Here is a 23,957-nt window from a genome sequence, read left to right as displayed (position 1 = left end):
CCAATAGGGTGCGCCATCTTGATGAGCATTAAAAGAAGGGGAGGATGCTGCTTTCTTCTTCCTTGGGTTTGTCGGAAAGCGGGCACTCCGGGCGTTGGCCATAGTCGGTCTTGGCGCACGGTTTGACGCGGCGCTTCTGTGCCAGGGACATGCGTTGCATGTGGAACGGCTGGTTGGCGGTGCGTTCGACGATACGATCCTGTTCATCGAGGATCTCCACCGCCAGATGGTGGGTGCCTCGATCAATGTTCTCCAGGGCAAACACCGGGCTGGGTCCCGGTTCGCCGGTGGGCTTGCCATCCAGCAGCAGGCGATAGCGGTGGCCTTTCTGCAGGCCGGGTTCGCTGGTCGCGGTGACGATCATTTCCCCTGCGGTACTGCGTATCGTCGCGTCCGGTTCGGGAATCAACAGCCGGAGCATCTCATAACGGAACAAGGGCTCGGAGGGCGGCTTTGCGGACGTCGCCGCCGAGGTGGCGGCGGACGGTGGTGTCGCCATCCGGTTACCGGGCGGCAATTGGACCTTCTTTGCATTGCCCGGGCGTGGCTGGTCGGTGAAGACCCGGTTGCCCTGGGCGTCGATGTAGGTATAGACCTGCGCCAGGCTTGGCAACACGGTCAGCGACAAGCCAAGGGCGAGCAGCCAGCGGATCATGGAACATGCACTCGCTGGACGGTGAAGGTGACGGTTTCGCTCTGCTGCACGAGGGTTTTCCCATCGACGACTTGAACCGCCAGGCTGTGCTCGCCGCGGTCGATGTTCACCAATTGCAGGCGCGGCACGTTGCTCGGTTGACCGTACGGCTGGCCGTCCAGCAACAGTCTGAACAGATGGGGGCTGCGCAGGCGCGGCTGGGTCCGGACGCCAACGGTGAAGGTGCCGTTATTGGCGCGCAGGGCTTCTTCGGTAGGAATGTCGGTTAGCTCAAGCACCTCGTAAGCGTTGCGCGGCTCGTTGTTCGCTGGGGCCGCAGGCGCGTCCATACTGGCTGGGGCCTGGGGCTCGACGCTGTTGAGCGGCGGCAGCTCCACCGCCTGGGCAGGGACGCCGTCGGGCGGCTGGTTGCTATAGGCGGTGTTGCCGTCGGCGTCGGTGTATTTGTATATCTGCGCCATTGCTGGCAATGCCAGCAACAGCAGCAGGAGTGACAAAATCGGCCGCATTCGATTTCCTTTTGGGCGCGCGGGTCATTGTGAAAGTGGAATGCCCTGGCTGCCAGCATAGAACACGATGAGTTCCACCGGGCCGTCGCCGGTCCTGCCGCGATGGCTGATGTCGACCATTTCGGCCAGCACATCGCCAGCCTTCAAGCTTCGTTCGTGCCTGCCATCGCGGCTTTCGACGGTAAGTTCGCCGGACAGGATATAGGCGGCATTGGGGATAGGGTGAGTGTGCCAGGGCAGTTGGGTATTGGCCGGTATCTTGAGCTTGAGCAGTGTCAGTTCAGGGGGCGAGGTCGGATAGCTGGCGTAAGGTGTACCGTCCCAGGACTCGCTGCTCTGGAGCAGGACGTCGCGTTCGATGGCCGGGGGCTGGGGAGGCATTTCAGTCGGGCTGGCGCAGGCGGAAGCGGCAAGGCAGGCAAAAGCGATGGGTAAAAGTCTGAGGCAAGCGTGCATCTGTCCATCCTTATGGGTAAGCAGGCTTCGCAGGTTAGGTATCGGCTAGCGCGATTGATGTCGGATTAGGTTTATATCGAATAGGAATTGCGCGACCCGCTTTGTCGGAAAATGCCTATCTGCGTCGGATGCTTCAGCCTTTGAGTACGCACAGCTCAGCAGTCGCCCGGATCAGGGCGAGCCGGTGTATCGGGTGCTGCTTGTTGTGGTGAGTGGCTCGGGCCAGCCATTGTGGGCATTGCGGGTCGGTGCGATAGGGGGCGAAGTCGGCCAGTTGTTGCAACAGGCGCTTTTGCAGTCGGTCGAGTTGTGGACGAATCTGTCCCACCAGGTCCGGACGTGGGAGGTCCGGAGCTTTGCCTTCCAGGGCCCAGTCGGACAGGTTGATGTATTGCACCAGTTTGTTGGCTTCAATCTGGGCGGCGAAAAACGCTTCCACGGTTTCGCCAGTCAATTTGTAGGCCGGTGCCTGGGCGACGGCCGCGGCGATCACTTCACGCTCGCGCTGACGGTCTTCCACGGGTTTATGGCTGTCCCATTTGCTCAGCGCCACTTGGTCTGCAAGCGCCAGGCGTTCGCCGATGGCGTTAAGCAGAGGCGTAAGGGCCTCAGGGGCGGGGGTTGAGGCGGCTTGGACGGTAGGGGCCAGCAGCGCGGCAGACAGGGCGAGGTAGAGCTTGAAGCGCAAAGTCATGGGCAGTCTCGTCTTCTGTGGGGGAATGACGAGGCATCATGCGCTTAACCTGCGCCCATAAAAAAGGCCTCCCGAAAGGGAGGCCTCTTTTTATTTCACGCCGTGCGGGGCGGCGCTTACCGGATCAGCAGCTGTAGTACAGCTCATATTCCAGTGGGTGTACGAAGGTGCGAACCTTGATTTCTTCTTCGCTCTTCAATGCGATGTAGGCATCGATGAAGTCGTCGGAGAACACGCCGCCCTTGGTCAGGAACGCGCGGCCCTTGTCCAGCTCTTCCAGGGCTTCTTTCAGGCTGCCACAAACCTGTGGGATTTCCTTGGCCTCTTCAGGCGGCAGGTCATACAGGTTCTTGTCGGCGGCATCGCCAGGGTGGATCTTGTTCTGGATACCGTCCAGGCCAGCCATCATCAGTGCAGCGAAGGCCAGGTAAGGGTTGGCAGCCGGATCCGGGAAGCGCGCTTCGATACGACGAGCCTTGGGGCTGTTGACGTAAGGAATGCGGATCGAGGCGGAGCGGTTGCGAGCCGAGTAGGCCAGCATGACCGGAGCTTCGAAGCCTGGCACCAGGCGCTTGTAGGAGTTGGTCGACGGGTTGGTGAAGCCGTTCAGGGCCTTACCGTGCTTGATGATACCGCCGATGAAGTACAGGGCAGTGTCCGACAGACCGGCATAACCTTCGCCTGCGAAGGTGTTCTTGCCGTCCTTGGAGATCGACATGTGGACGTGCATGCCCGAACCGTTGTCGCCGTACAGCGGCTTCGGCATGAAGGTCGCGGTGCGGCCGTAGGCGTCGGCAACGTTGTGGACGCAGTATTTCAGCGTCTGGACTTCGTCAGCCTTCTTGACCAGCGTGTTGAATTTCACGCCGATTTCGTTTTGGCCGGCGGTCGCCACTTCGTGGTGGTGAACTTCGACGGTCTGGCCCATTTCTTCCAGTGCGTTGCACATGGAGGTACGGATTTCGTGGTCGAAGTCGAACGGAGGAACCGGGAAGTAGCCGCCCTTGACGCCAGGACGGTGGCCTTTGTTGCCGCCTTCCACGTCCTGGTCGGACATCCACGAACCCTGTTCGGAGAAGATCTTGAACATGGAGCCGGAGATGTCGGACTTGAATTTGACCGAGTCGAAGATGAAGAACTCAGGCTCAGGACCGAAGAATGCAGTGTCGCCGATGCCGGTGGACTTCAGGTATTCCTCGGCACGGTGGGCGATGGCGCGTGGGTCACGGTCATAGCCTTGCATGGTCGAAGGTTCGATGATGTCGCAAACCAGGATCAGGGTCGGCTCTTCGGTGAACGGGTCCAGGACGGCGGTTTCGTCGTCCGGCATCAGGATCATGTCGGAGGCTTCGATGCCTTTCCAGCCGGAGATGGAGGAACCGTCGAACATCTTGCCGATTTCGAAGAATTCGTCGTCCAGCGCATCACGGGCCGGCATGGTCACGTGATGTTGAGTGCCCTTGGTGTCAGTGAAGCGCAGATCAATCCACTTGACGTCATGATCTTTGATGAGTTGAACCGACTTCGACATATGTCCTCCGGGTGGCTTCGGGCGGTAATGGTGTGCCCTTAGATATGGGTGATGCCGGCGCGAATACTCTGCCAAGGCAACCTGCCTCACAAGGGAGCAATTTGCATGCCAGTGCCCCAGCATGGGTTTTTTGCACCAAATACACGCTTTTAAACGTCGAAAATATCGATTGTCGAACAATTGCGCACTGCAATGTGGCGCTTTTTGTCATTAATGAACCGTTTTGGTGCGCGCAAACCGCCCGCACATTAACTGGTCAAACCTTGAGCAATTTCCGCTATAATCCGCGCCCCCCTTTTTCGGCTGGCCGATCGCGCGCTGTTTTCATGAAACTAATCGTAAAAGTCTTCCCCGAGATCACCATCAAGAGCCGCCCGGTACGGATGCGTTTCATCCGCCAGTTGGCCAAGAACATCCGCGCCGTGCTCCGAGACCTGGACCCGGCCGTGGTGGTGAACGGTGTGTGGGACAATCTCGAACTGGAAACCCGCGTCAGCGATCCCAAGCTCCTGAAGGATATGACCGAGCGCCTGAGCTGCATGCCGGGCATTGCGCATTTCCTGCAAGTCGACGAATACCCGCTGGGGGATTTCGACGACATCCTCGCCAAATGCATGCTCCATTATGGTGACGCCCTGGCCGGGAAGATTTTTTCGGTGCGCTGCAAGCGTGCCGGCAAGCACCCGTTCAGTTCGATGGATGTGGAGCGTTATGTCGGCAGCCAGTTGCGCCGACAGTGCGGCGCCGCCGGTATTTCCCTGAAAGACCCGCAGATTGAAGTACGTATCGAAATTCGCGACCAGCGGTTGTTCGTGATTCACAGCCAGCACGACAGCATCGGCGGCTATCCGCTGGGGTCGCTGGAGCAGACGCTCGTGTTGATGTCCGGTGGCTTCGACTCCACTGTCGCCGCCTACCAGATCATGCGTCGCGGGCTGATGAGCCATTTCTGCTTCTTCAACCTCGGCGGGCGCGCCCACGAATTGGGCGTGATGGAAGTGGCGCACTTCATCTGGAAGAAGTACGGCAGCTCCCAACGCGTGTTATTTGTGAGCGTGCCGTTCGAGGAAGTCCTGGGGGAGATTCTCGGCAAAGTCGATAACAGTCATATGGGCGTCATTTTGAAGCGTATGATGTTGCGGGCCGCGTCGAACATCGCCGATCGCCTGCAGATCGATGCGCTGGTGACTGGCGAGGCGATTTCCCAGGTGTCGAGCCAGACGTTGCCGAACCTGTCGGTCATTGACTGCGTCACTGAAAAACTCGTGCTGCGCCCACTGATTGCCAGCCACAAGCAGGACATCATCGACCAGGCCAATGAAATCGGCACCGCCGATTTTGCCCGGCACATGCCCGAGTATTGCGGGGTCATCTCGGTCAATCCGAAGACGGCGGCCAAGCGCGGACGCGTGGAGCACGAAGAGAAAGCATTCGACATGGCGGTCCTCGAGCGTGCGATCGAGAACGCCAGGCTGGTGCCAATTGATCGGGTCATCGATGAGTTGGGCCAGGACATACAGATTGAGGAAGTCGGCGAAGCATTGGCCGGTCAGATCATCATCGACATCCGACACCCGGATGAAGCTGAGGACGACCCGTTGGATGTCGCCGGCATCGAGGTACAAACGATGCCGTTCTATGCAGTGAACGCGCGTTTCAAGGAACTGGACCCTACTCGCCAGTACCTGCTGTATTGCGACAAAGGCGTGATGAGTCGCCTGCATGCCCACCATTTGCTCAGTGAGGGGCATGCCAATGTGCGCGTTTATCGACCGAGCTAAGTGCCCGGGGCTGTTTGCCTGTGGCCTGCGTCACCGGCCCCCCGACGCCGCCGACACGCTGTAATTGTCGGACTCTACTGTAAATCGCTGCCACGACCTGTCAGCACACCGAATCCTCTGATCGAGATACACAAGTGATCGAAAATCTACGCAACATCGCCATCATTGCTCACGTTGACCATGGTAAGACCACCCTGGTAGACAAACTCTTGCGTCAATCCGGCACCCTGGAGCGCAACGAGCTCAACGACGAGCGCGTGATGGACTCCAACGACCAGGAAAAAGAGCGCGGTATTACCATCCTGGCGAAAAACACCGCCATCAACTGGAACGGCTACCACATCAACATCGTGGACACCCCGGGCCACGCCGACTTCGGCGGTGAAGTAGAGCGCGTGATGTCGATGGTCGACTCCGTGCTGCTGCTGGTCGACGCCCAGGACGGCCCTATGCCGCAAACCCGCTTCGTGACCAAGAAGGCTTTCGAAGCCGGCCTGCGTCCGATCGTGGTCATCAACAAGGTTGACCGTCCAGGCGCGCGTCCGGATTGGGTTCTGGACCAGATCTTCGACCTGTTCGACAACCTCGGTGCCACCGAAGAACAGCTGGACTTCAAAGTCGTCTACGCCTCGGCCCTGAACGGTATTGCCGGCCTGGACCACACCGCCATGGCCGAAGACATGACGCCGCTGTACCAGTCGATCGTCGACGACGTACCTGCGCCGAAAGTCGACCGTGACGGTCCGTTCCAGATGCAGATCTCGGCACTGGACTACAACAGCTTCCTGGGTGTTATCGGTGTTGGCCGTATCGCCCGTGGTCGCATCAAGCCGAACACCCCGGTGGTCGCCATCGACGCCGATGGCAAGCGCCGCAACGGTCGTATCCTCAAGCTGATGGGTCACCACGGCCTGCACCGCATCGACGTTGAAGAAGCAGCGGCCGGCGACATCGTCTGCATCAGCGGCTTCGACCAGCTGTTCATCTCCGACACCCTGTGCGACCCACTGAACGTCGAAGCGATGAAGCCGCTGACCGTTGACGAACCTACCGTTTCGATGACCTTCCAGGTTAACGACTCGCCGTTCTGCGGCCGCGAAGGCAAGTTCGTGACCAGCCGTAACATCAAGGAACGCCTGGACAAGGAACTGCTCTACAACGTTGCCCTGCGCGTTGAAGAAGGCGACTCGGCCGACAAGTTTAAAGTGTCTGGCCGTGGTGAGCTGCACCTCTCGGTACTGATCGAAACCATGCGTCGCGAAGGCTTCGAAATGGGTGTAGGTCGTCCTGAAGTGATCATCCGCATGGTGGATGGCGTCAAGCACGAACCGTACGAAAACGTGACCATCGACCTGCCGGAAGAATCCCAGGGCGCGATCATGGAGCAAATGGGCCTGCGTAAAGGCGACCTGACCAACATGGTTCCGGATGGCAAGGGCCGTGTGCGCCTTGAGTACAACATCCCGGCCCGTGGCCTGATCGGTTTCCGTAACGAGTTCCTGACCCTGACCTCCGGTGGCGGCATCCTGACGTCGATCTTCGATCGTTACGACGTGATGAAGTCCGGCGACATGTCCGGCCGTCAGAACGGCGTTCTGGTATCGGTTGCGACCGGCAAGGCACTGACCTACTCGCTGGAAACCCTGCAAGCGCGCGGCAAGCTGTTCGTCGAGCACGGCCAGGATATCTATGAAGGTCAAATCGTCGGCCTGAACAGCCGCGACAACGACCTGGGCGTGAACCCGACCAAAGGCAAGAAGCTCGACAACATGCGTGCTTCGGGCAAAGACGAAACCATCGCCCTGGTTCCGCCGGTCAAGTTCACCCTGGAGCAAGCGCTGGAGTTCGTACAGGAAGACGAGCTGTGTGAAGTGACGCCTAAGTCGATTCGCCTGCGTAAGAAAATCCTTGGCGAAAGCGAGCGTACCCGCGCTGCCAAGAAAAGCGGTAACTGAGTTTCGACTTAGTTAGCGGCTAAAAAAAACGCCCCCGGTCGCGAGATTGGGGGCGTTTTTTTATGTCTGGGTTTCACGGTATTGGAAAGCGGCAATCGCGAGCGGATGCCAGGAAAGCTAGCGCCCGATCAAAATTTGTCCAAAGTCCGCGGATTACGCTCGCGTTCCACTTCCTTGGGCTTGTAGGCGCAGTAACCCGGGCGTGGTCCGACCCGCGGGTGATTGCGGCAGGTGTCCGGGCGCTTCTCGTAAATGGTGCACAGCCGGCTCTTGCGGTCCAGATACAGGCAATCGTTGTTGCTCATGCGCTGGAGCGTGAAGATTTCCGACTTCTGGTTATAGCGCTCGACGATCCCTTCCTTCTGCAGGCGCTTGGCGATGTTCTTCGGCGGGTCGCCCAGCTCGAATTCGTCAACGATGCCAATGCGGATCAGGTCCTTGATCTTGACCTCTACCGGCAGCGTGCAGCAGCTCGACACGCAGGAACCGCACATCGGGGCGGAGTACTTGGCCCAGGTATCGAGTCGGTCGATCTCCGCGGCGGCGATCAGGTTGGGCTTCATCATCAAGGTTTACCAGCATGCATCAGGGCGCGCGATCATACCGGGACTGGTGAAATTTTGAACGACCATCTGCCGGTTTTTTTCTGGTCCGACAAAATCCGTCAAGACCGGCACGGCCCCTGCATTGCTCCCGTTAATTGGCATTTCTTTGGCGACGAATCTCCGGCGCGGAGGAAAAACACCGAACCAGAGCCTGTACCGTCTGTCAGACCGACTAGGCTCAGACAATTCCATGCTCGTTCGAGGTCTCATCAATGACTCAAGAACCACTTGTTCGCGAAGCGGAGGTTGCCGCTTTTCGCGACGCCGTGTTGACCAAACTCACTTATGCCGTCGGCAAGGACCCCGATCATGCGTTTGATCACGATTGGTTCGAGGCCATAGCCCTTGCCGCCCGCGACCACATGGTCGAACACTGGATGGACCATACGCGGCAGATCTACCGCAAGGGCCAGAAGCGGGTCTATTACCTCTCCCTGGAATTTCTCATCGGTCGCCTGCTGTATGACAGCCTCAGCAACCTCGGCCTCCTGGATACCGCCCGCGAGGCGTTGACCGAGCTGGGCGTGGACCTGGAGCGCATCCGCTTGCTGGAGCCCGACGCGGCCCTGGGCAACGGCGGCCTCGGCCGTTTGGCGGCGTGCTTCATGGAAAGCATGTCGACCTTGGGTATCGCCGGCCATGGCTATGGCATCCGTTATGAGCACGGCCTGTTCCGCCAGGCGATTGTCGACGGCTGGCAGCAGGAGCAGACCGAGCACTGGCTGGACTTCGGCAACCCGTGGGAGTTCGAGCGTCCGGAAGTCGTCTATCCGATCGGCTTCGGCGGCAGCGTCGAGACCGTTACCGACGAGAGCGGCAAGCCCCGCCAGGTTTGGTCGCCGGCTGAAACCGTGCGGGCCATTGCCTATGACACCCCCGTAGTGGGCTGGCGCGGTGCCAGCGTCAATACCCTGCGCCTGTGGCGCGCCCGAGCCGTCGAGGACTTGCACCTGGAACGCTTCAACGCCGGCGACCACCTCGGCGCGGTGGCCGAAGTGGCCCGGGCCGAGAGTATTTCCCGCGTGCTGTATCCCGCTGATAGCACCGAGGCTGGCCAGGAGTTGCGCCTGCGTCAGGAATATTTCTTCGTCGCCGCTTCGTTGCAGGATTTGCTGCGCCGTCATCGCAACATGCACACCTCGGTACTGACCCTGGGCGACCATGCCGCCATCCAACTCAACGACACTCACCCATCGATTGCCGTGGCCGAGTTGATGCGCCAGTTGGTCGACGTCTACGACGTGGCATGGGACGCGGCCTGGCAGGTCACCCAGGACACGTTGTCCTACACCAACCACACACTGCTGCCTGAAGCCCTGGAAACCTGGCCGGTAGGGCTGATGGAACGCATGCTGCCGCGGCACATGCAGATCATCTACCTGATCAACGCCCAACACATCGATTCGCTGCGAGCCAAGGGCGTGCATGACTTCGACGTGCTGCGTTCGGTGTCGCTGATCGAAGAAGACAACGGCCGCCGGGTCCGCATGGGCAACCTGGCATTCCTCGGCTCCCACAGCGTCAACGGTGTATCCGCGCTACACACGCAGCTAATGCGCAGCACGGTATTCTCCGAGATGCACAAGCTCTACCCGGACCGGATCAACAACAAGACCAACGGCATCACCTTCCGCCGCTGGCTGTTCCAGGCCAACGCCGAATTGACCTCGATGATGGTCGACGCCCTCGGCCCGAGCGTGCTCGACAACCCCGAGGAGCGCCTGATCGAACTGGAGCCGTTCGCTGACAAGCCGGCGTTCCGCAAACAGTTCGCCGAACAGCGCCTGCACAGCAAGAAAGCCTTGGCCTACCTGATCCACGAGCGGCTGGGCATCGCCGTCAACCCGGCGGCGATGTTCGACGTGCAGGTCAAGCGGATCCACGAATACAAGCGCCAGTTGCTCAACCTGATGCATACCGTGGCGCTGTACCAGGCAATCCGCGCCGAGCCGGAAGTGGATTGGGTACCGCGGGTGAAGATCTTCGCCGGCAAGGCCGCCGCCAGTTATCACCAGGCCAAGCTGATCATCAAGCTGACCAACGACATCGCCCGCGTGGTCAACAACGACCCGACCGTGCGCGGCCTGCTCAAGGTGGTGTTCCTGCCTAACTACAACGTCAGCCTGGCCGAAAGTATCATTCCGGCGGCGGATTTGTCGGAGCAGATCTCCACGGCCGGTTTCGAAGCGTCGGGCACCAGCAACATGAAGTTCGGCCTCAATGGCGCGTTGACCATCGGCACCATGGACGGCGCCAACGTCGAGATGCACGAGCGCGTCGGCGGCGAGCACATGTTCATCTTCGGCCTGACCGCCGAGCAGGTGGAAGCGCGCAAGCGCAACGGTGAATTCAGCGCCGCGCCGGACGTGGCCGCGTCCCACAGGCTCAACGACGTGCTGCAGGCGATTCGTGGTGGCGTGTTCTCGCCGGACGATCCGATGCGCTACACCGGGCTGGTGGACTCGCTGGTGGATTACGACCGCTTCCTGGTCTGCGCCGATTTCGACGCGTATTGGAACGCCCAAGCCAAGGTCGAGGAGCGTTGGCACGACTCCAAGCAGTGGTGGCGTTCGGCGGTGCTCAACACCGCGCGCATGGGCTGGTTCTCCTCCGACCGGACCATTCGCGAATACGCCACCGACATTTGGAAGGCCCTGGACTGATCTGTTGCAAGAAATGTGAGCGAAGCCCAACGGTCGTTGGGCTTCGTCGATATACTAGGCGCCAGTTTCGCCGGGCTTGATGGTCGCCGGGCCCAGCAACGCAAATACCGACACTCCGACAGGGGTTGGACGGTTTCGCCAAGCTGACCCGGGCACCGCATCATTCCGGTCATGCCCGCAACGGGCGGCTTAGGGATATCGACCATATGCAATGGATTTTGACACTGTTGGGCCTGGCCCTTGGCTGGGTGGTGGATGAGTCGTTCGCTGATGCGCTGGTCGGGGCGTTGGTGGGGCTCGGCGTCGCCCAGGCGTATCGATTGGGACGACTGGGTATCCAGGTCGCCAAGCAACAGCTGTTGTTGCAAGACGCCCAGCAGCGCGTGCTCACATTGGAAGCGCGTCTGGCGGTCCTCGAAAGCGGCACCGTTGCCGCGCCAATTGATCCGGCTCCCGCGCCCGAATCTGTGGTGCCCCAAGCCGCAAAACCCGAAGCCCGCACCGGGCCGGAGCTCGTCTGGGATCTGCCACCCGAGCTCGAACCCGTCTCCGTCATGGCCACCCAGGCCAGCCAGCCGTTGCCGGAAGAAATCTGGAGCCCTGCGCCAGTAACCTTTAGCCGGGGTGCTGACCGCGACTTTGAGTCTCTCCCTATGGAGCCGAGGGTTGCGGATCCGGCAGCCCCTCGGGGCCCGAATCTGTTCGACCGTGCCTGGACTGGCGCGCGCAACTGGCTGTTCGGCGGCAACACCGTGCTGCGAGTGGGTGTGGTGTTGCTGTTCCTTGGCCTGGCCTTTTTGCTGCGCTACGCCACCGAAGGCATGATCGTGCCGATCGAGGTGCGTTACGCCGGCGTCGCGGCCAGCGCCTTGGGCCTGCTGGGCCTGGGCTGGTGGTTGCGTCAACGCAACAGCAACTATGCTCTGATGTTGCAGGGCACGGGGATTGCGGTGCTGTACCTGACCGTATTTGCTGCGATGCGCTTGCATCCGTTGCTCGACTCCAAGGCTGCCTTGGGCCTGTTGGTGGCGGTCACGGTGTTTTCGGCGATCCTGGCCGTTACCCAAAACGCCCTGGGCTTGGCAGCGGCCGCGGCATTGGGCGGGTTTGCCGCGCCGATCCTGACGTCCACCGGCAGCGGTAACCATGTTGCGCTGTTCAGCTATTTCATCCTGCTCAATGCCGGGATCTTCGCCATTGCCTGGTTCAGGGCCTGGCGCCTGCTCAACCTGATTGGCTTCGTTGGCACCTTCGGCATCGGTTTTGCCTGGGGCCTGCGTTCCTATGCGCCGGAACTGTTGTGGAGCACGGAACCGTTCCTGATTGTTTTCTTCCTGATGTACCTGGCGATCGGCTTGCTGTTCACCCGGCGCAAGCTGCAGGAAATGAGCGATGCCCCCGTAGATGACAGCCGCGATGCCGTGCTGCGCTGGTCGGCGCGCAAGGGCGATTACGTGGACGGCACCATGCTGTTCGGCCCGCCGTTGGTAGGCTTCGGCCTGCAATTGGCATTGGTGCAGCATCTGGAATTCGCCGCAGCGTTCAGTGCCCTTGCCCTGGGCATGATCTACATGGGGCTGGCTCGCGTGTTGATGGGCGGTCGCGCCGTGCTGCTGGCTGAAACCTGCCTGGCCCTGGGTGTGATTTTCAGCAGCCTGGCCATCCCGCTTGGCCTTGATGCACGCTGGACTGCCGCGGCATGGGCGGTGGAAGGTGCCGGGATCTTCTGGCTGGGCCTGCGCCAGCAGCGGCCGTTCGCGCGAATCTTTGCGCTGTTGCTGCAATTGGGCTCGGCACTGGCCTTCATCAGCGAACTGAGTACCGGCGAAAGCAGTCTGCTCGAAGGCGCGCCGCTGGGCGCGTTGATGCTTGGTGTGGCCTTGCTGTTCAGCTTCTATCAATTGCGCAAGGCTGACCCTGGGCACACCGCAAGCTGGGAGCGCCGCGGGCAGTCAGTGCTGGCGGTGCTGGGGCTGGGCTTCCTTTATCTGTTGGCGCCGCTGTTCTTCTTCATCCACGGCACAGCCATCGCCTGGGCGCTGGCCGGCCTGGCAACGCTGGTGGTTGGCCTGCGCCTGCAATCGCGCGCGTTCCTGTTTACCGCGTTTGCCGTGCAACTGCTGGGCGGCGCGCTGTTCTTGCTGCGCCTGCAAGGTGCCGAAGGGGATTCGGCGGCAGTGCTCAATGCCGGCTGGAGCGGTCTGCTTAGCGCCTCGCTGATTGGCTTGGCATTGATCGGCGGCATGTTGCTGGCGGCTCGCGACGACATGGTGCGCAATGACGTCCGGTTGCTGCGCGGCTTGTCGGTGGTGTTGCTGGCCGGGTTGGTGCTGATCAACCTTGCCGTGCTGTTCGTCCTGCCCTGGCAAACGGCGAGCGGGGTGTGGGCGGCCAGCGGCCTGCTGATCATCTGGCTGAGCCTGTACCTCAAACAACGCGTGAGCTTTGTCTTTGGCCTATTGCTGCAAGTGCTTGGCGGTGCGTCGTTCCTGGTGGCAGGGCCGGCACTGCTGGGTCCGCTCAATGCCGAGGAGCTGCGGCCCCTGGCCCATAGCGGCTTCTGGACGCCGCTGGTGCTGGGGCTGGCCGCGTTGGTGGGCGCATGGCGCCTGCAACGGGCGCACGCGGCGCAGGAACTCGATGCATTGAGCTTGCAGCGCTTGTCCGAACTGTTGCTGATCTGGGGTGCCGGTTGGTGGGCGCTGGCGTGGGTCAGCGAAGTGCTGCGCTTTGCCCCGCAAAACCTGCAAGGTAACTTGTTGCTGATTGTCGCGGCTGCCAGCGTGGCGGTGTGGAGCGTATTGTCGCTGCGGTTGAAATGGCCGGCGCTGGGGCTGCTGTGCACCTTGTTGATCCCGGCGGCGGGCTGTGTGCTGGTGGCAACAGGGCACAGCCACTATCACCCGGCGGCGGACTTTGGCTGGCTGGCTTGGCTGGCGGTATTTGCCGTGCATTTCCTGTCGCTGAAACGCCTGGCCACGACGCTGCCGGCCCAGGCGCGCAGTACGGCTCATGTGCTCGGTTGCTGGTTGCTCATGGCGGTGCTGATGCTGGAGTTGCGTTACGGCCTGCTGTTGCTGTCTGAGCAGTACAACGCCTGGCGCTGGCTGGCCTGGGCGATCCTGCCAGGCCTTTACCTGGTGCTGATGGCCGCGCCGCGTACCTTGCCGTGGCCGGTATCGGCCCAACCGCGCGAATATCGTGTCTACGCGGCGGCGCCCATGGCGCTGTTGATGCTCGGTTGGTTCTGGATGACCAACACCTTCAGTGACGGCAACTCAGAGCCACTGCCTTACGTGCCGTTGCTCAACCCCTTGGAGCTGGGCCTGCTGTTCGCCTTGTTCGGGATCTATGTGTGGGCCCGCAACGCCGTGGAGCAATCGACGAACCGTTGGAATCGCATTGGGCAGATCGCCCAGTTGATCGCCGGTGTGTCGCTGTTCGCGTTCTTCACCGCCTTGGTGATGCGCGTTGCCCACCAGTGGATGGATGTCCCGTACGAGCTGGACGCGCTGTTTGAGTCCATGTTCGTGCAGGCCGGCTTGTCCATCGTCTGGACCTTGATTGCCCTCGGCCTGATGATTGGCGGGCACCTGCGGCACCGGCGTGAAGTGTGGTTGATCGGCGCGGCGCTGATCGCCGTGGTGGTCGCCAAGTTGTTCTTTGTCGAATTGAGTAACCGTGGCGGTCTGGCGCGGATCGTGTCGTTTATCGGCGTGGGGGTCTTGTTGTTGGTGGTGGGCTATTTCGCGCCGCTGCCACCGAAACGCCCGGAAACGGTCTCGGAAACCGAGCCGCCGATGCCTGTCAGTGAGGGAGTGTCGTCTTGAGTCGCAAGTTGAATCGGATCGGGCTGGGCGTGGTCGGGTTGTGGGTGGCGCTGTCGGCTACGGCCCAGGAAAAACCGGCGGACTTCGCCCATCAGGTGCCTCTGGCCTTGAGCGGGGAGGGGCCTTGGTATCGCCTGCCGTTGCCGCTGGACGTCCAGTTGCAGGCGCGGCAGACCGATCTCAGCGACCTTCGGGTCTTCAACGCGGCCGGACAGCCACAGGCGTATGCTTTGGTTCGTGAATCGGCGCAAAGCCGGGAAAACCGCACCCTCACCGACGTGAAGTGGTTTCCGCTATACAACGCTGCCGATGACAGCGAGCGAGCGCCGAGTGTGCGTGTGCAGTCGAACGCCAACGGCACGTTGGTCGAAGTCCAGCCGTCCAGTCGGCTCGAGGCGGGCGAAGAGGAGCTGCGTGGCTGGTTGCTCGATGCCAGCGCGATCAAGGCGCCCTTGCAGCAATTGATCCTCGACTGGACCAGCGAACGCGACGGCTTCCAGCGCTTCAGCATCGAAGCCAGTGACGATTTGCAACACTGGCAAGCCTGGGGCGAAGGCCAGGTTGCGCGGCTGACATTCGCCGACGAGCGGGTCGAGCAGCATGAAGTGAGCTTGCCGGGGCAATCGGCGCGGTACTTGCGATTGTTGTGGGATTCGCCTTCCTCGGCGCCGGTGCTGACCTCGGCTCAACTGCAAAGCGCCAGCCGCGAGAGCCTGCCGTTGCCGTTGGTGTGGTCGCAGCCTTTGGCCGGTAGCACGACGAAGGCCGGTGAATACACCTGGCAGTTGCCCATGGGGCTGAACATCGAGCAAGTGCAGGTGGAACTGAGCCAGGCCAACAGCCTGGCGCCGGTGACCTTGGCCGGCCGCCGTGAAAGCAGCCAGCCTTGGCAGCCAATGGGCAGCGGTTTGCTCTATCGCTTGACCCAGAACGGCCAGGACGTGCTGCAAAACCAGCTGCAGCTGTCGGGACAGACTGTCCAGCAGTTGAAACTGACCGTGGATGAACGCGGCGGTGGCTTGGGCGTCGAAGCCCCGGCCCTGCGTTTTGCCGTGCGCCCGACGCAGGTGGTGTTCCTGGCGCGTGGCGAAGGCCCGTACAGCCTGGCGCTGGGCAGCGCGACGGTGAAAGCGGCGAGCCTGCCGTTGACGACACTGGTGCCGGATTACAAGCCGTCGCGGCTGGCGACATTGGGAACGGCAACAGTGAACGGTGCGGCCACCTCGACCCCGGCGGTTGAAACCACGCCCGCGATCGTCGAGACCAACTGGAAAAAGATCGGCCTGTGGGTGGTTTTGCTGCTGGGCGTGCTGTTCCTCGCGGCGATGGCGTTCAGCCTGCTGCGCAAGCCGCCGGTCAATAATTGAAGCGCCTGCTTATCAACAGGCTCGCTTCCATAACGGGCGAGCCTGCTGGTGATGCGTCCTCTTTATCAACATAAACACCGAAGCGAGCCCCAGCCCGTGAACTCAATCCTCCATATCCCGTCTCATAGGAGGAATTAAGTCCAGACTCGCGCTAAACTGCGCGGGTTTTCCGCCCCCTATTCTTCGGAGCCGTCCATGTCCCGCGTTACCTTGAGTCGCTATTTGATTGAGCAGACCCGCAGCAACAATACCCCTGCCGATCTGCGCTTTTTGATCGAAGTGGTGGCGCGTGCATGCAAGGAAATCAGCCATGCCGTGTCCAAGGGCGCGTTGGGCGGTGTCCTGGGCAGCATGGGCACCGAGAACGTGCAGGGCGAAGTGCAGAAGAAACTCGACGTGCTGTCGAACGAAATCCTGCTCGAAGCCAACGAATGGGGCGGCCACCTGGCTGGCATGGCGTCCGAAGAAATGGACAACGCCTACCAGATCCCGGGCAAATACCCCAAGGGTGCCTATCTGCTGGTGTTCGACCCACTGGACGGTTCGTCGAACATTGACATCAACGCGCCGGTCGGCACCATCTTCTCGGTGCTGCGTTGCCCGAACGAATACCTGAGCCAGAACGAAGCCCTGAATGAAAAGGCCTTCCTGCAACCGGGCACCGAGCAGGTCGCCGCCGGTTATGCCATCTACGGCCCTCAGACAATGCTGGTGTTGACCCTGGGCGACGGCGTGAAAGGCTTCACCCTGGATCGCGAGATGGGCAGCTTCGTACTGACCCACGAAGACATTACCATTCCTGAAACCACCCAGGAATTCGCCATCAACATGTCCAACCAGCGTCACTGGGAAGCCCCGGTACAACGCTACGTCAACGAGTTGCTGGCAGGTGAAGAAGGTCCGCTGAAAAAGAACTACAACATGCGCTGGGTCGCGGCGATGGTTGCCGATGTGCACCGTATCCTGACCCGTGGCGGTCTGTTCATGTACCCGCGCGACAGCCGTGAGCCGTCCAAGCCGGGCAAGCTGCGCCTGATGTACGAAGCCAACCCGATGTCGTTCCTGGTGGAACAGGCGGGCGGTGCTTCCACCGATGGCCACCAGCGTATCCTCGATATCCAGCCTGAAGGCCTGCACCAGCGCGTAGCAGTGTTCCTTGGCTCGAAAGAAGAAGTGGCCCGCGCCACGGCCTACCACAAGGAATAAATCATGGCCGAGCCCTGGCAGCCGTTACTCGATTGGTGGTTTGGTTCAGCCAACACCCCGGACGAAATAGCGGCTGACAAGGGCAAGCTGTGGTTTGGCAAGGGCCACGATCGCCAGGCGCAAGAGCGCTTCGGCGCTCTGGTCGAGCAGGCACTGGCCGGCGGATTGACCGAATGGGCGCAACGCCCGGAAGGTTGGCTGGCCCTGGTGCTGTTACTCGATCAACTTCCGCGGATGATCTTTCGCGACACCCCCAGAAGCTTTTCCGGCGACCTGCGTGCCCAAGCGCTGGTAGCACAGGGACTGGCGGCGGGTTTCGACCGGCACCTCAAGCCCATCCAGCGCGTATTTATCTACCTCGTACTCGAACACTGCGAAAACCTCGCGGTGCAGAACGAAGCCGTGTCGCGGTTCATCGACCTGGTCCGGGAGCAACCGGAGGCGCAGCGGGCGGTGTTTGAAGACAACCTGGATTATGCCGAACGGCATCAGAAGATCATTGCCCGGTTTGGACGCTTCCCTCATCGCAATGCGGTGTTGGGGCGTGAGTCGACGGCTGAGGAGATGGAGTTTTTGAAGAGGCCTGGGTCGCGATTTTAGTGAAGCCCTACGGATTACTTCGAAGTAATCGTTTCATCAGCAACGTGGGTAAGCTCTTGCGGCTGTCGGCAATGATACGGACATAGATCGTTTGGCCTCGTACTTCATAAATGATTCTGTTCATCCCTGACACTATTTGACGATACTGGCCGAGATTGAGCCTTTCGATTTCTGCCGGAATTGATCCCGCATAGGGCAAGGTCTCCAACTGACGGATCGCCGTTTTAAGGCTGGCGTAGGTATTCTGCCAAGCTTGAAGAGAAAATCGCTCAATGAGATAGCTACGAAGTTCCTTAAGGTCCGCTTCAGCCGATTGAAGGATGACGATGTTCAACCTCATTGAATGTCGGCCTTGTCCAACTCACCGAAGACCTCTTCAATCGCCTTGAATTTACCGTCTTCAATCTCTTGATTGCCCATCGCCAACAATTTCAGCAGCGCCATTGTGTCTTCTTGCTCTTCGAAGCTTTTTACATCCATCACCACCAGCTTGGCTTCACCGTTCTGGGTGATGACCAGCGGCTCTCTAGTCTCGGTGATCGTCTTGACGATCTCAGCGGTATGGCTTTTCAAGTAGCTGATGGGTTTGATTTGGGATGACAGCTTCATCAGGTGGACCTCGGAATTGTGGATGGACCGATTCTAGTCTTAATTCGGTCTTGCGTCAGGGCTGCGCTGACATAAGGTCTCGCATGCGCTAATGCCGCTATCGCGAGCAAGCCCGCACAGTCTCTGTGAAGCTTGCTCGGGATGTAGGCGCTAGATCCTGAAACTACCCACCAACTGCTTCAACCGCGCCGCCTGCTGCTCAAGGTCGGCACAGGCCCGCAACGTTGCTTGCAGGTTCTCCACGCCTTCCTGGTTCAGGGTGTTGATTTCGGTGATGTCGACGTTGATCGATTCCACCACGGCGGTCTGTTCTTCGGTGGCGGTGGCCACGGACTGGTTCATGCCGTCGATTTCTCCGATGCGCTGGGTCACGCTGCCCAGGCGTTCGCCGGCCTGGTTGGCGATGCCGACGCTGCTCTCGCTCTGCCGCTGGCTGTCGGTCATGGTCAGCACCGCTTCCCGCGCGCCGACTTGAAGCTCTTCGATCATCTTCTTCACTTGTTGCGCCGAATCCTGGGTGCGGTGGGCCAGGTTGCGGACTTCATCGGCGACCACCGCGAAGCCACGTCCGGCTTCACCGGCCCGGGCGGCTTCGATGGCGGCGTTCAGTGCGAGCAGGTTGGTCTGTTGGGAGATGCTGGTGATCACCTCAAGGATCTGGCCGATGTTCACCGTGTTGCTGTTCAGGGTTTCGATGTTGCCGCACGAGTCGCTGATCTTGGCCGACAGCTGCTGCATCGCCGTGATGGTTTTATCCACCACCTGCTGGCCATCTTCAGCCAGGTTGCGGGCTTCGCTGGAATGCTGCGAGGCGAGGGCGGCGTTCTGGGCGATTTCCTGGGCGGCGGCGCCGAGCTCGTTGATCGCCGCGGCCACGCTGCTGGTGCGCGACGCCTGCTGGTCGGAGTTGTACATCGACGAGTTGGACGCGCTGACTACGCGCAGCGCCACTTCGTTGACCTGACCGGTCGCCGAAGCCACTTCGCGGATCGATGTGTGGATACGCTCTACAAATCGGTTGAACGAGGTGCCCAGGGCACCAAATTCGTCCTGGCCATGAATGACCAGGCGCCGGGTCAGGTCACCTTCGCCCTCGGCGATGTCGTGCATGGCGCGGCCCATGGTCAGCAGCGGTTGCATCAGCACGCGGATCAGCATGCCTAGCAGGGCGATGATGAACACCACGGCGATGGCCATGGCAATCAGCGCCGAGGTGCGGAACTCGCTGAGCATCGCCAGCGCCGTGCTCTTGTCGAGCACCAGCGCCACGTACCAATCCGCCCCGGGTACGCCATTCACGCGGGTGAAGGAGATGAATTGGGTCTTGCCGTCGAACTCGACTTCCTTCATGCCCGGGCTGACGTGCGGCGCGCCGTTGGGGTAGGCCTCGGCGAGCGTCTTGAGCACGCGCTTGCTGTCGGGATGGACCAGGATCTTGCCCTCGGCGCTGACGATGAACGCATGGCCGTGGCCGCCGAAATTCAGCGAGTTGATGATGGCGCTGACGCTCGACAGGTCGATGTCCGCCCCCGCCACGCCGATCATCTGGTTTTGGCGTTGTACCGGCGTGGCAACAGTGATCACCAGCTTGCCCGACGAAGCCGCGATGTAGGGTTCGGTGACGATGGTTTGCTGGGCGCTGTTGGCGGCCTTGTACCAGCCGCGAGCGCGAGGGTCGTAATCGGCGGCACGATTGCCGGCGGGTATCGAGAACATGACGCCGTCGGTACCGCCGAAATAGCTGAGCTGGAAGTTGCCGGTATAAGCCGGCAGGCCCACGGCGCGTTTCAAGCTCTCGGCGCTGTTTCCATCAATGGCGATTTGCTGGGCCAGCGATTGCAACAGTTGAATACGGCCCTCGACCCACGTCTGGATATTACGACTGGTCAGGTTGCCGAGTTCCTGCATGGACGTCTCGGTGCTGGCGTTGAGGCTTTGTCGTTGGCGGTAATCGTTGAACAGGATGAAACAGGCGAATGCGACGGCCACCACGAGGGCGGCCGCCAGCAGGATTTTATGGCTGAATTTCATATTTCTGGTCATTAAGAGCGCTACCGCGGAGGGACGGGTCAGAAAGGGGCGCCAATTTGCCATAACACTGGACTTTGCGCTGTTACTTTTTATCGGCGCAAAGGTCAGGCCCATCAGGCTTCAGCGGCCCATTCCCGACGAAAGGCACGACGGCGTCACAAACTGGACGACCAGGCCGATGAAACACCACTGTGCGGCCAATAAATACTGGGTCCGTCGGGGAACCAGATAGGGGTTTTCTCTTCTAAGGTTCAGGTTGGCACCCTGCCACCTCCCTTCCGTTCCAGGAGTTACACCATGTCGCTGCGATCTATCGCCCTGCTGTTTATGTGCGTCGTGTTGACCGCATGCAGCAAGGTCAACCAGGAAAACTATTCGAAGTTGTCGGCCGGCATGCCCAAGGCGGAGGTCGAAACGTTACTGGGGCAACCGACTGATTGCTCGGGCGCGCTCGGCATGTCCAGCTGCACTTGGGGCGACCAGAAAAGCTTTATCAGCGTGCAGTACGCGGGTGACAAAGTGTTGATGTTTTCCGGCCAAGGCCTGAAGTGATCTGAAGTAAACCGGGGCCAAGCGCCCGCGGGAGAAAAAAATAATGATGCGGTTAGTTTTTGTGCTTCTGGCTGGCCTGGTATTGGCTGGCTGTGCCACTTCTGGCGAAGACCCGTTGGCGCCCAAGACTGTCAACAGTGTCAATCTCAAGCGTTACCAAGGGACCTGGTACGAGTTGGCCCGGCTGCCGATGTATTTCCAGCGCAACTGCGCACAATCCGAAGCCCACTACACCCTCAAGCCTGACGGCAACGTGGATGTATTCAACCGCTGCCTGACGTCGGACTGGCAGTGGGAGGAAGCCAGGGGTACGGCCTCCCCGCAAGTGCCAGGCAAGACTGACAAGCTGTGGGTCGAATTCGACAACTGGTTCTCGCGGATCGTACCGGGCGTGGCGAAGGGTGAATACTGGGTGTTGTACGTCAGCGACGATTACAAGACGGCAATTGTCGGCGATCCGAGCCGTCGCTACATGTGGCTGCTGTCCCGCTCGCCAACAGTCAATGTGGACGTGCGGGAAGAATTGCTGAGCAAGGCGCGCCAGCAGGGCTATGACACGACACGGTTGATCTGGCGTGCGTCGGATCGGCAGATGGCCAAGACTTCGGATTGACTACTGTCCTGAATCAACGTGCGTGAGCGGTCTTGAACTGGCCTGATGATTCGCACTTCTCAATAGGGCGCTCTGCTGCGCCCGGATTCTGAATTTTGCCATGACGGTACGCTGGGCACTGGCGTCAACACTCCGCTTTTGGTGAGCGTGTCGGCATTGATCGGCGTCGCCTTGGACATCGTACCGCTGGCGGTGCCGTTCAGTCTGGTCATCGACTGAGTGCGTGCTGCAACTCTCCTCAAACCCGCATCGGGTCAAGATCTGCTCAACTCTGTCGATACATTGCGCAGAACTCTCAGTAACTCCTCCTGGATATGCAGCAGGCGACGTGCGCGCTCTGGTCGCGTGCGTCATGTTCCTCGCCGTTTGCGTGAATGAGTGGTTTTTTACGCCTGCGCCAAAGCATCGGTCCGGTCAAGCACAGTCGGGACATTGGCGGCGTAATTGAACCCTACGCGTTCTGCTTCTGGCGGGCCGAGGCACGGTGGGTGGTTTCCCTATTTCCATGGAGTTGTACCATGCCAGTTCCTTACCAGTGTCCCGCTCGCCTGGGCAAGCGTCTGCTGTATTACGCCGTCGCGCTGGTGGGGGCGAGTGCGGCCCCGTTCGTCTTCGCGCTGAGCATTCCCGATGCCGGACAGTTATTGAACGAGCACCAGCAGACACTGCCGTCCGAGCCTCGTTCTACCGAACCACCGCCGGCGTTCGAGCTTCCCTCCGACAGCCGCCGTCCTGCGGATTCCGGGCTTCGCGTGCAGCTCAAAGAGATTTACTTCAGTGGTGATACCGGGCTGGCCCAAGCGGAGAATCTTCAAGAACTGGTCAAGCCCGCCCTGGGAAAGACACTCGATCATGCAGGTCTGCAGCAGTTGGCCGACAGCCTCACCCGCTACCTTCGCGGACGCGGCTACGTGCTGGCCCGCGCGTATCTGCCCCGGCAGGATCTGACGGAGGGCAAGTTGCAGATCGCCCTGGTCAAGGGGCGGCTGCAGTCTGGCGCCTCACGCATCGAACTGAACGGCAATACCCGCAGCAGCAACGCTCGCTTGCGACAAATCGCCGAGGCTGCGCTGCCGGAAGGCAAGGTGCTGCAAGTCGAGGATCTGGAGCGCGCTTTGCTGCTGATCAATGATCAGCCCGGTGTAAGTGCCCAGTCGGCGCTTGAGCGCGGCACTGAGCCCGGCACCAGCCGCCTGTTGATCAACGCCAAGCAGGGTGCCCTGGTCGATGGCGGGGTTTCGATGGACAACTATGGCAATCGCAGTACGGGTACTGCCCGTGCCAATGCACAGATAAACCTCAACGACCCACTGGGTATCGGCGACCAACTGAGTATCGGCTTGAGCAAAAGTACAGGCAGCGACATTGTTGGCGGCTCTTACAGTGTGCCGCTGACAGCCTCCGGTCTGCGCCTCAACGCCTCGGCCTCTTATCTGCGGTATGAGGTGGATCAGGAGCAGTTCCGCTCGCTGGATCTGCGTGGTTCAGCCCGTAGCGGCTCGCTGGGGCTCAGCTATCCGTTGATTCGCTCACGCCTGCAAAATCTCAATCTGTCGGCGACTTATGAATACAAGGCGCTCGAGGATCGTGGCCTGGGTACCAACCTGCGTGATCGCGAGCTGAATAATTTGATCGTTGCCCTGAACGGTAACCGCTTCGACAGTTTCGCAGGTGGCGGTGTGACGGATGCCATGGTGGCGTTGACGCTTGGCGAACTGGATCTGTCCGGTAATCGCGATGATCAGTTTGCCGACAGCACAAGTGCCCAAAGCGACGGCAGCTTCCACAAGCTCAACGTGCGTGTTTCCCGCCTGCAGAGCTTGGGGCTCGCTAGTCCATGGACGTTGTTCGGCGGCGTTTCGGCGCAGTGGGCCGGTGACAACCTCGACTCCTCGGAAAAATTCCTGCTCGGTGGCCCTGCCGGTGTTCGCGCCTATCCGGTCGGCGAAGCCTCCGCGGATCATGGCTGGCTGGCAACCCTTGAGCTGCGCCGCAACATTGATCTGGGTCTGCCAAGCGTCACGATGCAGGGCCTCGGGTTTTTCGACACCGGTCGTGTCTGGCTGAACGAGAACCCTTGGCCAGGCTCGCTCAACAATGCCGATCAGACGAATCGCTACGCCCTGCACGCCGTCGGCTTGGGCACCAACCTGTGGGCGGGCGATTTCAGTGTCCGTACCGCTGTGGCGCGCACGCTAGGCAGCAACCCGGGACGGGGACAGTCAGGGCTGGACGCGGACGGCCGCGACAGCCACTGGCGCGCCTGGGTCCAGGTCTCATACGCATTCTGATCAGACCTG

General features: G+C 60.6%; 19 protein-coding genes. 10 read left to right on the top strand and 9 right to left on the bottom strand.

The annotated features are described in order from the left end of the window. Positions 1-28 precede the first annotated feature (28 nt). From J3P95_RS23650 to glnA, 5 genes are all read right to left on the bottom strand, one after another. Positions 29-655 carry a DUF4124 domain-containing protein gene (locus J3P95_RS23650; protein ID WP_434579503.1) on the bottom strand — a complete coding sequence of 209 codons (627 nt, stop codon included), beginning with the start codon at positions 653-655 and terminating at the stop codon, positions 29-31. Then, positions 652-1,164 (bottom strand): DUF4124 domain-containing protein, encoded by a 513-nt coding sequence (locus J3P95_RS23645; protein ID WP_434579504.1) that lies wholly within the window; start codon positions 1,162-1,164, stop codon positions 652-654. The genes J3P95_RS23650 and J3P95_RS23645 overlap by 4 nt, the downstream gene beginning before the upstream one ends. Positions 1,165-1,188: 24 nt before the next feature. Next, positions 1,189-1,545 (bottom strand): cupin domain-containing protein, encoded by a 357-nt coding sequence (locus J3P95_RS23640; RefSeq protein WP_434559168.1) that lies wholly within the window; start codon positions 1,543-1,545, stop codon positions 1,189-1,191. Positions 1,546-1,753: 208 nt separating this feature from the next. Continuing rightward, a complete protein-coding gene (locus J3P95_RS23635) occupies positions 1,754-2,314 on the bottom strand; it encodes a chorismate mutase (RefSeq protein ID WP_434559166.1) in 561 nt (186 codons plus the stop codon). 124 nt (positions 2,315-2,438) lie between these two features. Next, entirely contained in the window at positions 2,439-3,845 is a 1,407-nt protein-coding gene (glnA, locus tag J3P95_RS23630) for a type I glutamate--ammonia ligase (protein ID WP_186638815.1), read from the bottom strand. Between the two features lie 326 nt (positions 3,846-4,171). Between glnA and thiI the strand changes: the two genes are divergently transcribed. Both thiI and typA read left to right on the top strand, forming a co-directional pair. After that, positions 4,172-5,626, top strand: a complete 1,455-nt coding sequence (gene thiI / locus J3P95_RS23625) for a tRNA uracil 4-sulfurtransferase ThiI (protein ID WP_434559164.1) — start codon at positions 4,172-4,174, stop codon at positions 5,624-5,626. A gap of 134 nt (positions 5,627-5,760) precedes the next feature. Continuing rightward, the gene (gene typA / locus J3P95_RS23620; RefSeq protein ID WP_186638811.1) at positions 5,761-7,581 is read left to right on the top strand and encodes a translational GTPase TypA; all 1,821 of its coding nucleotides are present in this window, start codon (positions 5,761-5,763) and stop codon (positions 7,579-7,581) included. A 128-nt stretch (positions 7,582-7,709) separates the two neighbouring features. Here the strand turns inward: typA and J3P95_RS23615 are convergent, their stop codons facing one another. Next, positions 7,710-8,147, bottom strand: coding sequence for a YkgJ family cysteine cluster protein (locus J3P95_RS23615; RefSeq protein ID WP_003196865.1), 438 nt, complete (start codon positions 8,145-8,147; stop codon positions 7,710-7,712). Positions 8,148-8,398: 251 nt separating this feature from the next. Here J3P95_RS23615 and J3P95_RS23610 point away from each other — a divergent pair, with 251 nt between their 5' ends. From J3P95_RS23610 to J3P95_RS23590, 5 genes are all read left to right on the top strand, one after another. Next, positions 8,399-10,849 (top strand): glycogen/starch/alpha-glucan phosphorylase, encoded by a 2,451-nt coding sequence (locus J3P95_RS23610; protein WP_434579505.1) that lies wholly within the window; start codon positions 8,399-8,401, stop codon positions 10,847-10,849. Positions 10,850-11,055: 206 nt separating this feature from the next. Continuing rightward, entirely contained in the window at positions 11,056-14,679 is a 3,624-nt protein-coding gene (locus J3P95_RS23605) for a DUF2339 domain-containing protein (protein WP_434579506.1), read from the top strand. Beyond that, entirely contained in the window at positions 14,676-16,046 is a 1,371-nt protein-coding gene (locus tag J3P95_RS23600) for a DUF3999 domain-containing protein (RefSeq protein WP_434579507.1), read from the top strand. Before J3P95_RS23605 ends, J3P95_RS23600 begins: the two co-directional genes overlap by 4 nt. A gap of 195 nt (positions 16,047-16,241) precedes the next feature. After that, positions 16,242-17,252 carry a class 1 fructose-bisphosphatase gene (locus tag J3P95_RS23595; protein WP_025211364.1) on the top strand — a complete coding sequence of 337 codons (1,011 nt, stop codon included), beginning with the start codon at positions 16,242-16,244 and terminating at the stop codon, positions 17,250-17,252. 3 nt (positions 17,253-17,255) lie between these two features. Next, positions 17,256-17,852 (top strand): DUF924 family protein, encoded by a 597-nt coding sequence (locus J3P95_RS23590; protein ID WP_434559156.1) that lies wholly within the window; start codon positions 17,256-17,258, stop codon positions 17,850-17,852. Between the two features lie 7 nt (positions 17,853-17,859). Here the strand turns inward: J3P95_RS23590 and J3P95_RS23585 are convergent, their stop codons facing one another. From J3P95_RS23585 to J3P95_RS23575, 3 genes are all read right to left on the bottom strand, one after another. Beyond that, entirely contained in the window at positions 17,860-18,192 is a 333-nt protein-coding gene (locus J3P95_RS23585) for a type II toxin-antitoxin system RelE/ParE family toxin (protein ID WP_434559154.1), read from the bottom strand. Further along, on the bottom strand, positions 18,189-18,461 hold the full coding sequence (locus tag J3P95_RS23580) for a type II toxin-antitoxin system Phd/YefM family antitoxin (protein ID WP_186613274.1): 273 nt from the start codon (positions 18,459-18,461) through the stop codon (positions 18,189-18,191). The genes J3P95_RS23585 and J3P95_RS23580 overlap by 4 nt, the downstream gene beginning before the upstream one ends. A 150-nt stretch (positions 18,462-18,611) precedes the next feature. Beyond that, complete coding sequence (locus tag J3P95_RS23575; protein ID WP_434559152.1) at positions 18,612-20,504, bottom strand: methyl-accepting chemotaxis protein; 1,893 nt, start codon at positions 20,502-20,504, stop codon at positions 18,612-18,614. Between the two features lie 285 nt (positions 20,505-20,789). Here J3P95_RS23575 and J3P95_RS23570 point away from each other — a divergent pair, with 285 nt between their 5' ends. The 3 genes from J3P95_RS23570 (at position 20,790) to J3P95_RS23560 (ending at position 23,948) form a co-directional block, all read left to right on the top strand. Then, complete coding sequence (locus J3P95_RS23570; RefSeq protein WP_434559150.1) at positions 20,790-21,044, top strand: hypothetical protein; 255 nt, start codon at positions 20,790-20,792, stop codon at positions 21,042-21,044. Between the two features lie 43 nt (positions 21,045-21,087). Continuing rightward, entirely contained in the window at positions 21,088-21,657 is a 570-nt protein-coding gene (locus J3P95_RS23565; RefSeq protein ID WP_434559148.1) for a lipocalin family protein, read from the top strand. Positions 21,658-22,175: 518 nt separating this feature from the next. After that, the gene (locus J3P95_RS23560; protein ID WP_434579508.1) at positions 22,176-23,948 is read left to right on the top strand and encodes a ShlB/FhaC/HecB family hemolysin secretion/activation protein; all 1,773 of its coding nucleotides are present in this window, start codon (positions 22,176-22,178) and stop codon (positions 23,946-23,948) included. Positions 23,949-23,957: the final 9 nt, after the last annotated feature.

This window comes from Pseudomonas sp. Z5-35, assembly GCF_051131945.1.
In the GTDB taxonomy this organism is placed as follows: Bacteria; Pseudomonadota; Gammaproteobacteria; order Pseudomonadales; family Pseudomonadaceae; genus Aquipseudomonas; species Aquipseudomonas marvdashtae.
The sequence above is the reverse complement of the archived record's forward strand: the minus strand, read 5'-3'. Positions and strand labels throughout refer to the sequence as shown.

Bases quoted from the DNA above. Each gene is read 5' to 3' on its own strand.
- J3P95_RS23595 (WP_025211364.1), top strand. From the start codon at position 16,242: ATGTCCCGCGTTACCTTGAGTCGCTATTTGATTGAGCAGACCCGCAGC.
- J3P95_RS23645 (WP_434579504.1), bottom strand. From the start codon at position 1,164: ATGCGGCCGATTTTGTCACTCCTGCTGCTGTTGCTGGCATTGCCAGCA.
- J3P95_RS23590 (WP_434559156.1), top strand. From the start codon at position 17,256: ATGGCCGAGCCCTGGCAGCCGTTACTCGATTGGTGGTTTGGTTCAGCC.
- thiI (WP_434559164.1), top strand. From the start codon at position 4,172: ATGAAACTAATCGTAAAAGTCTTCCCCGAGATCACCATCAAGAGCCGC.
- J3P95_RS23615 (WP_003196865.1), bottom strand. From the start codon at position 8,147: ATGATGAAGCCCAACCTGATCGCCGCCGCGGAGATCGACCGACTCGAT.
- J3P95_RS23650 (WP_434579503.1), bottom strand. From the start codon at position 655: ATGATCCGCTGGCTGCTCGCCCTTGGCTTGTCGCTGACCGTGTTGCCA.
- J3P95_RS23570 (WP_434559150.1), top strand. From the start codon at position 20,790: ATGTCGCTGCGATCTATCGCCCTGCTGTTTATGTGCGTCGTGTTGACC.
- J3P95_RS23640 (WP_434559168.1), bottom strand. From the start codon at position 1,545: ATGCCTCCCCAGCCCCCGGCCATCGAACGCGACGTCCTGCTCCAGAGC.
- J3P95_RS23610 (WP_434579505.1), top strand. From the start codon at position 8,399: ATGACTCAAGAACCACTTGTTCGCGAAGCGGAGGTTGCCGCTTTTCGC.
- J3P95_RS23605 (WP_434579506.1), top strand. From the start codon at position 11,056: ATGCAATGGATTTTGACACTGTTGGGCCTGGCCCTTGGCTGGGTGGTG.
- J3P95_RS23580 (WP_186613274.1), bottom strand. From the start codon at position 18,461: ATGAAGCTGTCATCCCAAATCAAACCCATCAGCTACTTGAAAAGCCAT.
- J3P95_RS23585 (WP_434559154.1), bottom strand. From the start codon at position 18,192: ATGAGGTTGAACATCGTCATCCTTCAATCGGCTGAAGCGGACCTTAAG.
- J3P95_RS23635 (WP_434559166.1), bottom strand. From the start codon at position 2,314: ATGACTTTGCGCTTCAAGCTCTACCTCGCCCTGTCTGCCGCGCTGCTG.
- J3P95_RS23565 (WP_434559148.1), top strand. From the start codon at position 21,088: ATGATGCGGTTAGTTTTTGTGCTTCTGGCTGGCCTGGTATTGGCTGGC.
- J3P95_RS23560 (WP_434579508.1), top strand. From the start codon at position 22,176: ATGCCAGTTCCTTACCAGTGTCCCGCTCGCCTGGGCAAGCGTCTGCTG.
- J3P95_RS23575 (WP_434559152.1), bottom strand. From the start codon at position 20,504: ATGACCAGAAATATGAAATTCAGCCATAAAATCCTGCTGGCGGCCGCC.
- glnA (WP_186638815.1), bottom strand. From the start codon at position 3,845: ATGTCGAAGTCGGTTCAACTCATCAAAGATCATGACGTCAAGTGGATT.